Raw genomic sequence first — 12089 nt, 5'->3', positions numbered from 1 at the left:
TGATCACTCGCGCGAAGAGGCGTTCCATCTACTTCAGGCCATTCCTTGGCCCGACGAAAATCGGCTTGCTGAAGGCGGTTTCTGTGAGTTTCACATTTAGTGAGATCACGATTCGGTTTCCACCCAGTTTCGCGCGTTTCACAGAAGTTTGAATCAAAATGATTTCAACCTTTCGCCCTCGCATCAAATCCTGCTATGAGAACACCTTACGACAAACCGAACCGCCCCACCGACCGTTCATCGCCCCCACCGATGGTCGCCGCGTGCCCGCACAGAGAGCAACGCCGCCGTGTTTCGCCATGCCCCACCGACTCCGTTGCGACGGCTGCTAAGAGCCCACGTTTCCCACGCCATTTGTGTGCTGCTGCTCTTGATTGGCTGCGTCCAATCATTGGACGCACAGGACGAGTTCCCAGAGAGCTTGGCGGACCTTCCGCAGTTCGATTCCCCGGATTTCCAAAGCGAGGCAGCACCGGTTGGCTTCTCCGAGATCCAGCCCATCGACGTGGAGTCTCGCTTCGCTGAACTGCAGATGCGGATCAACGAATTGGAATCGCAACGCCTGGCAAAGCCACACCCGCGCACGAGCCTTCCCGCTCGCTCTCAGGACGGCCGGCTATTCGCGACCTTTGAAAGCGTCTTGGTCCAACCGACCCAAAGCAACAGCACCGCGATCATTGTTCAAACGGACGACGGCTTCTCCCACGTCGGATTCCCTTGGCTGATCGAACACAGCCCACGGATTCAGTTCGGACGCGAAGCGGCGGCTGAAACACTCGGCTGGCGAGTCCGGTTCTGGGAGTTCCGTCACAGCAACAGCTTGGTCGCCAACGATGCCAACGGATTGATCCCAACCGGCAACGAAGGCACCGCGGGATACTTCATCGAAAACGGCGACATCCTGACCGGACTTGCGTTCATCAACGAAGGCAAATTTGTCAGCGGGATTCGGACCGACGTCATCGACTGGGAACTGCAGCGACGATTGGCCAAGCCAATGGATTTCTATGCTGGAGTCCGCTACGCAAAGGTCGCTCAAAACTACTTCGCGTCCACAGACGAAGGCACCATCCACGGACATTCCGAATTTCGCGGCATGGGCCCCACGATGGCTCTGCAAATCAACCATGTTCTTCCAGTCGAGAAGATTCAGCTTTTTGCGAATCTCCGTGGATCAATGCTATTCGGCTCTCGTAAATTCTCCGCGATTGACAGCCTGTCGCCACTCGGCAATCTGCGTCAAACCATTGGCGACATCGACCTGCGACCGGGCGATGATTCGGCCGATTCACTGGTCGCCAATGCGGAGATGCAACTCGGTCTGCGGCTGGTTTTGACCGACCATTTCAATGTGTCCGTCGCCATGGAAGCTCAACACTACAACGGTGTTGGCGGACCAAACCCGACGGGAGTCTTCACCGGCACCGACGGTGGCCTCAACGGAGACTCACCGATGGACGACGACCTGGGATTCCTCGGATTGACCGTGGCGTCTCAACTCATTTGGTAAGCATGGCTTTTCGAAGCACGGGCATGAATACTTCCGCCTGTCGCATGAAGCCCAAATCGCTCGCGTGAGAACCATCGGTCGCACCGTCGCCGTCGGTTCCATAAAGCTCATCGCCCGGAATTGTAGTGCAATCCGGTCACACCATCGCTCACCAACGCTTCATACGCTTCGCGTAGAGCCTGATGATTCGCGGTGTGATGAGCATCTCGGGCTGGCAAGATCCAACTGTTGGTGTTGCGACGATCCTCGACCAGGACAATCGGCGTGCCCGGTTTCGCAGCTCGCAATTGCCGAACCAACGGCTGACACTTTTCGCGAACCATTTCAGCGTGCATGTTCGGCAAACAATCGATGACGTAGACGGCGGCGTCCAATTGCACCAGATAATCCCCCACCGACTCATCCATGCGTCCATTGCCGGAAAACCCAAGGTTGACCACCGGCTGATCGAACCGGCGTCCTAAGATCGCAGTGTGAACCATCCCCGGGCGGCTCGCACACGCACCATGCGTGATGCTGGTCCCATAGAACACAATCGGCTTGGATCGAGCGGGCAAGGGCTTAAGTGATGTTCCCTCCGGCACGCCAATTTTCATTGACTCAACGCCGTTATAAAGCGGCAGGTATGCCGCGTATTCGCGTAGGCCAGGTTTCAGACCATCAATGACTTTCGTCTTCACATGAGAGGACGACGGCCGAGTCACCTGCACCCACCGCCAATCGCCGTTTTCATCACGAGCATAGAAGTCCACGCCGCTGACTCCCGTCGCTGGCATGTGCGGCATCGCCAACCGATCGCTCATCAATTCATAGTCAACGTGCAACTCCGTCGCGTCCGTGCGAAATCGAACCATCATGCCCGAGGAGTGACGACTGAGATTCCAAACGTTCTTCGTGACTTTGCCATCGGCGGATTGCGGAAAGCGATCAAACCAACGCTGGCGTTCATGGCTGGGCAGAATCCGACCTTCCACCTCCCAATCCATCACGTCGAACCATGCGACGCCGTCTTCGACCGTTTGCGAAGCCCGCATTTCAGGATCAGCATCGGCAATAGTCCCAGCAGCTTTTTCCTGCGTCCAAGCAGGCTGAACAGAACACACGCAAATTAAAAACAACCAACTCAAACGAAGTCTCATCGTTCAATTTCCTTGGGCGGGGCAGGGCGGACGAGCAACGGGAACCAGCTCGTCGCGGGGGCAGGGGAGTGGAGGCCACAATTGCTCAGAGCCGGGCGGTCCGCACACTCATGAACAAGCCACCGAAAGTCTACACAGAACGAGAACGGTCCATGACGTCCGCGTTTCGCCGGTCGTTCCGAAATTCACTCAACGTTGGCAAACCGTACCCGCAAAAATGGCTGGAACGAGGCACGGAAGCGATTGTCAGGATGCACTGTGGCCTGAACCATCCTCGCAAGCCACAATGACCAAAGACGGCACCTGATTCGCGTTGTTCCCAAAAGCGAAAAACCAATTGACATGTGCCCTCAACCGTTTGGTCTCACACCAGTTGCAAACCTCGATATTTTCTCGCACGGAGTCTCCAGGATGGTTTTCTCGATTTTCAAACGCCAAGTGTTGCTGTGTGCGTTCTTTGTGACTTTGTTGGTGACACCCAAAGCGTTTGGCCAAATCGCGGAGGAACAGACCATCCAAGCCGCCAGCATGGTTCTGAGCGAAACCATGTCGACTCCGCTCAGCCAAGTTCCGGCACAATTGCTTCAGGATTGCCATGGCGTTGCCATCGTTCCCAACGTGATCAAAGGCAGCTTCATCGTCGGTGCGCGGCACGGCAAAGGACTGCTTTTCATTCGCGATCCAGACGGCACCTGGCACGCTCCCGTCTTCATTTCGCTGACCGGTGGCAACGTGGGATGGCAAGTCGGTGTGCAAGCTTCCGACATCATCCTGGTCTTCAAAACGGCTCGTAGTGTGCAAGGCATTTTGTCCGGCAAGCTGACGTTGGGCGGTGACGCGTCCGCAGCGGCTGGTCCGGTCGGTCGGCAAGCCGCGGTGGCAACCGATGGTCAACTTCAGGCGGAGATCTACACGTACTCACGCAGCCGAGGGTTGTTTGCTGGCGTGTCCATCGATGGATCCGTTGTCCGAGTGGATCCGGTGGCGACGGGTTCGTACTACAAGAGCCCCGGCCCCGGGCAACCGGTCATCGTGCCCGCCTCAGCCGCACAATTGACTCAGGCCATCGCCAACTACGCCGGTGCGGCGGTGAAAGTGGATCCACCCAACCCGCAAACTCAAATGGCCCAGCAATTCAGTGCCGGACGCGCGGCGGCGATTCACGATCAATTGCTCGAAATGGCGCCCGAGCTATTCAAGCTGCTGGATCAAAACTGGACGGGTTTCCTGGCACTCCCGCTGACCGCGAATGCCAGCCAAGCCCCGACTCCCGCGGCGCTCGCCGAAACCATCGCTCACTACGATCAAGTCGCCAACGACCCGCAATTTGCATCGCTCGCCGCGCGTCCTGAATTTCAATCTGTTCGCAGTTTGCTCAAACACTACCAGCACGCCTTGTCCTCCACTCCGCAAACTCTCCAATTGCCACCACCGCCTCAGCAGTGACTAATCTGCGGGCTGGCCGCTGGGCCATCGACTGAAATTTTCTCTGCCCACGAACACATCGGTCACTCCATGCGTTTTCTCGCCGTCGCGGCACTTGCACTCATCTCACTGACTTCTTCTTCTTTCGCGGAAGAGACGCGCCCAAACATCGTCTTGATCATGGCCGACGATATCGGCATCGAAGGACTGGGATGCTACGGCGGCACTTCCTACAAGACACCGGTTTTGGATCAGCTCGCCAGCGAAGGCATGCGTTTTACCCATGCCTATGCCCAACCGCTTTGCACGCCGACTCGCGTTCAACTGATGACGGGCAAGTACAACCATCGCAACTGGAAGTACTTTGGCATTTTGCCGACCGACGCGAAGACATTTGGCCATCGCATGAAAGAGGAAGGATACGCGACCGGCATCTTTGGGAAGTGGCAACTGCAGTCCTACGATCCACCCGGCTACCCCGGCGCTGACAAGCGACGCGGAACAGGCATGCATCCCAAAGACACTGGCTTTGACGAGTACGCTTTGTTCCACGCATTGCACACGGAAGACAAAGGCTCGCGATACGCCAACCCAACGATGCTGGAAGGCAGAGCAGGGCAGGGCGGTGAACTCAAAACCTACGACGGTGCGTTTGGTGAAGACATCTGGGTCGACAAAACCATCGACTTCCTCAAACAAGACCGCGACGAACCTGCCTTTGTTTACTACCCGATGGCGTTGCCGCACTGGCCGTTCGTGCCGACGCCAATCAACGATGAATGGGATCCGACGCAACCGGTGACGGAGAAACTCGAATACTTCCCGGACATGGTCCAGTACATGGACATGGCGGTGGGGCGTCTGCTGGATGGTCTTCGCGAAAATCAACTTCGTGAAAACACCATTGTGATCTTCTACAGCGACAACGGAACACACCTGGATGTCGTGTCGCAAATGGATGACGGCAGGGCGGTGCAGGGCGGAAAAGGATTGACGAAGCAAACTGGGATTCACGTTCCTTTGATCGTGTCTTGGCCAGTACACATCAAAGCCGGCGTCAGCGATTCGCTGATCGACGCTTCCGACTTCTTCCCGACGCTGGTGGAACTCGCGGGCGGCAAAGTCACGCGTGGCAAGATCATGGGCGACCCAACCATGGACGGTGTCAGCTTCGCCCCTGAGTTATTCGGCCAGACCGGAGAGAAAAAAGAGTCCCTCTTCTTTTGGTACGACCCTCGTCCCGGCGAAGACAAATCGCAATTCGCCCGCGAGGTGTTTGCACTCAATCGAACCCACAAGGTCTTCCGTGATGGACGGGCGTTTCGGTTGACGAAGCGACCGCTGGAAGAGATTCCCATCGATCCAGACAACACGACCGACCAAGACAAACTCGCCATCGAAGCTTTGCAAAAACGAATCGCTGACACCATGACCGGAGTCGCCGAACCACCGCTCGTCGACGCAACGGGACAACCAATCTCCAACTAGCAGATCATGGCTGGTTCCCGCCACCGAACATGACCACCATGTGCTGATTCGGAATGCGATACAATTCAGGCCTCCCGCCTGAACTCGCCCTCCTTCCGATCGAATTCGCAACATGCGTCCCATCGTCCAGATCTCGTTGGACCTCACCAACATTGACGAGGCACTTCAAACCGCTGAACTGGCCATGCGAGCCGGTGTCGACTGGTTGGAAGCGGGAACGCCACTGATTTTGGCCGAAGGCTTGCATGGTGTTCGCAAACTTCGCGATGCCTTTCCGGGCACGCCCATCGTGGCGGACCTTAAAACCATGGATGGCGGGTACCTGGAGGCCGAGATGATGGCCAATGCCGGTGCGACCCACGTCGTCGTGATGGCCCGGGCTCATGAAGAAACCATTCGCTGCGTTGTGAAAGCGGGTGCCGACTTTGGTTGCCAAGTCATGGGCGACAACATGGTCAGCGAAGACATGGTCGCCGGTGCCAAGCGACTGGAAGACCTCGGTTGCAACTTTGTCATTCACCACATTGGATACGACGAACGTCGAGGCATCGCGGCTCGCGGCAATCGCATGCCCAGTCCGCTCGATCAATTGCGGGATGTGGCTCAGGCGGTCGAGGTTCCTGTCCAAGCCGTCGGAGGTTTGTCGATCGAGCAAGCCATCGCTTGTCCCAAGTACGGGGCGCCGTTGGTCGTGTTGGGTGCACCGCTGACCATCGACGCCGACGCGTTTCGCACCGCCGACGGTGATCTGGAATCCTCCTTGCAAATGATCTGTGACGCCGTGCACGCGCAAGAAGTTACGTAGCCGAGGACGAACTGTCTTGACAGCATGCCCTTTAATTATCGGTCGTTCCAACTCTTTTCATTCCATCAAGCAACAGGCAACTTCCATGCAATCCGCCGCGGTGGTGAACTACGCTCCCGAAGCCGGTTCTGTCGAGATTCGCGAAGTGAGTCGCCCGGAAATCGGTGCGGAGGATGTCTTGTTGGAAGTGTCACATGTCGGAGTCTGCGGCAGCGATTTACACCAATGGACGGCGGACCATTCTTGGCCGGTGAATTACCCCGTGGTCTTGGGTCACGAATTCGGCGGCACGGTGGTTGGCGTCGGCTCCAACGTGCAAGGCTGGCAGGAAGGCGATCGCGTGGTCAGTGAAACCGCCGCCATCATTGACGTCAACAATCCCATGACCCGTCGTGGCCTCTACAACTTGGATCCGACGCGAAAGGGTTTCGGCTATGGGGTCGATGGTGCCATGACACGATTCGTTCGCGTGCCATCGAGAATCTTGCATGCGGTTCCAAACGGCCTGAGTTTTGAACACGCATGCCTGACGGAGCCATGCTGCGTGGCTTACAACGCCGTGGTTCGCAACGCCCGAATCGAACCCGGCGATCGCGTGATCGTTCTGGGACCAGGAACCATTGGAATCTTGTGCGCTGCGATGGCGCGACTGTGTGGCGCCGAGGTGGCCTTGGTGGGTCTGGAAGCGGACCAACATCGATTGTGGATCGCGTCCGACAACTATGGTTGCCACGGAGTCGTTGGTGATCCGACCGCTTGGGCCCACCATCGCGATGGACTGGGCTGCGATGGCGTGATCGACGCCGCGGGTTCCAGTGCCACGCTCGAAATTGCCCTGCGCATCGTCCGCCCGGCCGGTTGGATCAGCAAAGTCGGCTGGGGCCCACAACCCCTCGGATACAACCTGGATCCTCTCGTTCAAAAGAACGTCACCCTTCAAGGCAGCTTCAGCCACAACTGGCCCATCTGGGAACGCGTTTTGGCTTTGCTCGCCAGCGGCCAACTGGACGTGAAGCCGATCATCGGTGGAGTCTGGCCGCTCGACCAATGGCAAACCGCGTTCGAAAAAATGCATCGCGGTGAAGTGGTCAAGTCCATCCTGACTCCGATCTAGCCCACAAAAAATCGCTGCTCATCAATCTCTTGTTCAACCAAATCTCTTGTTCAACCATCACCATTCCCACCAGCCATGCCCCAACTTGCAGCCTTTCCCAAAGCCTACATGACCGCCTTATGCAAAGACGGCACGATGAGACTGAGCGAATGGTTTGACCTTGCTCAAACATTGGACGTCGCGGGACTGGAATTCTACGCTGGCTTTTTAGAACTCAGGGATTCAGCCAACTGGCCGTCGTTGCGTCAGCAGGTCGAGGATCGCGGCATGGTGATTCCCATGCTGTGCTGCTCGCCCGACTTCACTCACCCCGATCCATCGTTTCGGGAAAAACAGGTTGAGCAACAAAAGCGTTGGATCGAAATGACACATGCCTTGGGAGGCACCTATTGCCGGGTACTCAGTGGTCAGCGAAGACCTGAACTGACCATCGACCAGGGTAAGCAGCTCGCGGCCGACTGCATTCACGATTGCTTGCCGTATGCAGCCGAGCGAGACATCACGTTGATTCTGGAGAACCATTACAAAGACGACTTTTGGGAATACCCCGAGTTTGCTCAGCAAATGCCGGTGTTCTGCCAATTGGTTGACGCGATCAACCATCCCAACTTTGGCGTGAACTACGACCCCAGCAACGCATTCCTTGCCGGCGATGATCCATTGGAACTATTGAAGCGTGTCTCCGACCGAGTCGTGACAATGCACGCGAGTGATCGCTTTCTGACGGAAGGAACACTGGACGATCTACGATCAGAAGAAAGTGGTTCCGTGGGTTACGCCAGTCGCCTGAGTCACGGCGAAATCGGCAAAGGGCTGAACGACTACGATGCCATCTTTGCTGAATTACATTCGAAAGGTTTTGATTCTTGGATCAGCATCGAAGACGGTGTCGACGGAATTGAACAACTTCAGCGAAGCGCCGAATTCCTGCGAAACAAGATCGCTCAACATTGGAACTGACCCTACGAACAAGCTCCCCAGCACGTTGATCTTCACCATGCCTAACTCCGACACAAACAAGATGTCACCACGTTCACTCACTCGTCGCGGCGTTGCAACACTCCTCGCAACGCTGCTCCTGTCATTGGGCTGGGTGACCAACCATTCATCCGCACAGGAAGCCATCGACGTGCTGTCTGGCGCTCGAATCGCAGTGGTTGGTGACTCCATCACGCAAGCCGGACACTACGTTTCCCTCCTGTCGTATCAACTGCAGAAGCAATACCCCGACCGTGACTTCGATATTTATCCTTTGGGACTGGGCAGCGAGACGGTTTCCGGACTCAGTGAAGATGGTCATGCGGGCGGGCGGTTTCCGCGACCGTGTTTGCTGGAACGACTGGAACGATTGCTGGATCGCGTGAAGCCCGATGTCATCATTGCCTGTTACGGCATGAACGACGGCATCTACCAACCGCTCAACCAAGAACGAATGGACGCGTTCCAGAACGGCATGTTGTCTTTCATCCGGCAAAGCCAAAAAGCGGGTGTCAAACAAATCTACCTCGTCACACCTCCGATCTATGACGATCTCACCCGTCAGAAAGAAGTCGACTATGACGTCGTGCTAGCTGAGTTCGCAAGCTGGGAATCGTCGCTGCAGTTGGACGGCGTCGAGGTCATCGACTTGCACACGCCAATGAAAAAAGCACGAAAGCAACGAGAGCAGCCATTTTCGCGCGATCATGTGCACCCGGGAATGGACGGACACTGGGTGATGGCACAAACCATTGCATCAGGCCTGGGGCTACCACCGCTGAATCGATCGCTGGCTGATGTTCAAGCCGATCCGATGTTTTCGTTGATTGATCAAAAACACAAACTCAGGTGGAAAGGATGGATGAATTACATCGGATACACGCGGGAAAAACATTATCCCTCAGCGCCTCTTGGGAAGACCGAGGTCGAGGCACAGCAATTACAAGCTTCGATCGACGCTCTTCGCCAGGAGTGAAATCAGCCCAACTTGACCATGTTGCTATCCACAACTTTTTTCAGCGGAACCTCACAAAGTCGCGTCCAAACTCGATAGACTAGTTGCATCCCCACCGGCGAAAAACGATTTGCCAATCCCACCTCCTTCCCCCACTGCCGTTCCTCTCATCGCATCGCTCCGCAACCGATGCGAGGACGTGCGACTCGCACGTGACAGGGCGGTGCCTGCCGAGGTTCATGCACGTGATTCCATTCCGACTCATCCAGTTTTGCGGTTATTTGGCCGCATGTTTGATGATCGGCCCCGGTGTGGTCGCAGCCTCCTCGCCGGCTGAACGTGATTTGTTCGAAGTCCACGTCCGACCGACGCTGGTCAAACACTGCATCCAGTGCCACGGTGAAACCGAACAGGAAGGTGGACTGAAGCTCACCACGTTGGAAGGACTGCTCGCGGGAGGCGACTCCGGCCCGGCGATTGTTCGTGAGGCTCCCGACGAGAGCTTGCTGATCGAAGCGTTGCGTTTCGAATCATTCGAAATGCCACCCAGCGGCCAGCTCGATGACCCAACCGTGTCGGGAATTGCAAAATGGATCGCCGCCGGGGCACCGTGGCCTGATCGCGTCGTTCTGACTCCCACTCCCACCATCAGTGAGGACGATCGCGAGTGGTGGTGCTATCAGCCCATCAGCGATCCCGAAGTTCCCAAAGTCGAGGACGCGGGTTGGTGTCGCAACGAAATTGACCATTTCGTTTTCGCTCGTCTGACCGAAAACGAATTGACTCCGTCAGCCGAAGCGACGCCCGATCGACTGCAACGACGAGTCCACTTCGCCCTGACTGGACTTCCGCCTTGTGACGCTTCGCCCAACGCACAACCGCAAGGCGACTGGTACGCCGCACAGATTGACTCCTTGTTGGGACACCCAGAATACGGTGAACACCAAGCCAGATTTTGGTTGGACTTGGTGCGTTACGCGGACTCCGATGGGTACAACGCCGACCATGCACGGCCTCATGCTCATCTGTACCGCGACTACGTCATTCGTTCATTCAATGACGACAAGCCGTACGATCGCTTCGTTCGTGAACAACTGGCGGGCGATGAAATCGATCCGGGCAATCGCGATGCATTGATTGGCACGATGTATCTGCGTCATTGGATCTATGAATGGAACCAGCGTGACGTGGAAGGCCAATGGCAAGAGATCCTTAGCGATGTCACCGAAACAACCGCGGATGTTTTCTTGGCGCAAGGTTTGAAGTGCGCGAAGTGTCACGATCACAAGTTCGACCCGCTACTTCAGCGTGACTTTTTCGCAATGAAGGCTTTCTTCACGCCGCTCTTGCCTCGCGAGGACATGCCCGTCGCGGATGTGCCAACGCGGGAAGAACACCTGCGTCAATTGCATGCATGGGAAGAAGCCACCGAAACCATCCGGTCTCGACTGCATGAAATTGAAACACCGGTTTTGCTCGCTCACGCAACACGCGAGGGCGTCGACAAATTCACCGAGGAAATTCAATCGATGATCGGTCGCCGCCGTCGCGACCGCACTCTGTACGAACATCAAATCGCTTCCTTGGCGTCCAACCAATTTGACCTCCATCCCGACAAACTATCGGAGTGGATGGACGGCGAGACGGAAACCGAACGACAACATCTTCGAGGTCAACTCGCTGAACTGGCTCATCTCAAGCCCAAGCCTCTACCGACGCTGCCGTTTGTGGCCGGCGATGTGGGCACCGATTCGCCGCCGACGCGGATCCCCGATCACGATGGCCCTCCGATTGAGCCTGGCTACCCCACAATCTTAGATCCGGAACCCGCTGATATCGTGGCGGTTCCCACGGCACTTCAGTCCACGGGCCGTCGATCCACTCTGGCCGCTTGGATCACCGATCCCCAGAACCCGTTGACAGCTCGGGTGATCGTCAATCGTGTCTGGCAGCAGCATTTCGGTCGCGGCTTGGTGGAAACCGCCAGCGACTTCGGTCGGCTGGGCACGCCGCCATCTCATCCTGAGTTGCTGGATTGGTTGGCAACACGTTTCATCGAGGATGGTTGGAGTTTGAAGAAGCTGCATCGACGCATTCTGATGTCGGCAACCTATCGACAATCGTCGACTCGCTTGAAAGACGAACACATTGATTCCGTCGACCCGCAGAACGTCTTGCTGTGGCGAATGAATCCTCGACGGCTGTCCGGCGAAGAAATCCACGACGCCATGTTGGCGGCGTGCGATGAACTCGGGCCGGAAAAACGAGCCATCTACAAGAACGTAAAGCGCAATCGACTGGATCCATTCTTGGCCGCGTTCGATTTTCCCGATCGTGTTCGCAGCCAAGGCAAACGACACAGAACAACCACGTCGCCACAAGCCCTGATGTTGATGAACAACAAATGGGTGCACGATCGAGCCAAGCGGTTGGAGGCACAGCATCATGACACATCCTTGCACGACATGATCCAAGCGGTTCATCAGCAACTCTTTCATCGCGATGCCGGCCCACAGGACCACCAACGGGCCGCCCAATTCATGTTGAGTTACCCCGACAATGCGCCAGAGCAATCATCCTCGGGCAAGTCACAAGACGACACAACCAAAGCAAGACTGGCCCTGCTCCACGCTTACCTTTGTTCGAGCGAGATGATCTATGTCGACTGAAAAACT

At 56.5% G+C, this 12089-nt stretch carries 8 protein-coding genes and 1 pseudogene; 8 read left to right on the top strand and 1 reads right to left on the bottom strand.

The window, feature by feature from the left end; translation table 11 throughout:
- Positions 1–289 precede the first annotated feature (289 nt).
- Positions 290–1510: an Lpg1974 family pore-forming outer membrane protein gene (locus LOC70_RS24545; RefSeq protein ID WP_230255903.1), complete on the top strand. Its 1221-nt coding sequence runs from the start codon at positions 290–292 to the stop codon at positions 1508–1510.
- On the opposite strand, the pseudogene LOC70_RS20855 reads toward LOC70_RS24545, so the two are convergent.
- Positions 1500–2649 (bottom strand): annotated as a pseudogene (locus tag LOC70_RS20855) (SGNH/GDSL hydrolase family protein). The gene LOC70_RS24545 and the pseudogene LOC70_RS20855 overlap by 11 nt on opposite strands.
- A gap of 411 nt (positions 2650–3060) precedes the next feature.
- Here LOC70_RS20855 and LOC70_RS20850 point away from each other — a divergent pair.
- The 7 genes from LOC70_RS20850 (at position 3061) to LOC70_RS20820 (ending at position 12083) form a co-directional block, all read left to right on the top strand.
- Positions 3061–4095, top strand: a complete 1035-nt coding sequence (locus LOC70_RS20850) for a lipid-binding SYLF domain-containing protein (RefSeq protein WP_230255902.1) — start codon at positions 3061–3063, stop codon at positions 4093–4095.
- A 69-nt stretch (positions 4096–4164) separates the two neighbouring features.
- The gene (locus LOC70_RS20845) at positions 4165–5562 is read left to right on the top strand and encodes a sulfatase-like hydrolase/transferase (protein WP_230255901.1); all 1398 of its coding nucleotides are present in this window, start codon (positions 4165–4167) and stop codon (positions 5560–5562) included.
- Positions 5563–5674: 112 nt separating this feature from the next.
- Positions 5675–6367 carry an orotidine 5'-phosphate decarboxylase / HUMPS family protein gene (locus LOC70_RS20840; RefSeq protein WP_230255900.1) on the top strand — a complete coding sequence of 231 codons (693 nt, stop codon included), beginning with the start codon at positions 5675–5677 and terminating at the stop codon, positions 6365–6367.
- An 85-nt stretch (positions 6368–6452) separates the two neighbouring features.
- Positions 6453–7481, top strand: coding sequence for a zinc-binding dehydrogenase (locus LOC70_RS20835; protein ID WP_230255899.1), 1029 nt, complete (start codon positions 6453–6455; stop codon positions 7479–7481).
- Positions 7482–7556: 75 nt separating this feature from the next.
- On the top strand, positions 7557–8441 hold the full coding sequence (locus LOC70_RS20830) for a sugar phosphate isomerase/epimerase family protein (protein WP_315857290.1): 885 nt from the start codon (positions 7557–7559) through the stop codon (positions 8439–8441).
- Positions 8442–8502: 61 nt separating this feature from the next.
- A complete protein-coding gene (locus LOC70_RS20825) occupies positions 8503–9435 on the top strand; it encodes an SGNH/GDSL hydrolase family protein (protein ID WP_230255897.1) in 933 nt (310 codons plus the stop codon).
- A gap of 218 nt (positions 9436–9653) precedes the next feature.
- Positions 9654–12083 carry a PSD1 and planctomycete cytochrome C domain-containing protein gene (locus LOC70_RS20820; RefSeq protein WP_390889064.1) on the top strand — a complete coding sequence of 810 codons (2430 nt, stop codon included), beginning with the start codon at positions 9654–9656 and terminating at the stop codon, positions 12081–12083.
- The last annotated feature ends 6 nt before the right edge of the window (positions 12084–12089 follow it).

Origin of the sequence: Rhodopirellula halodulae, assembly GCF_020966775.1 — a bacterium.
Classification (GTDB): Bacteria; Planctomycetota; Planctomycetia; order Pirellulales; family Pirellulaceae; genus Rhodopirellula; species Rhodopirellula halodulae.
The sequence above is the reverse complement of the archived record's forward strand: the minus strand, read 5'-3'. Positions and strand labels throughout refer to the sequence as shown.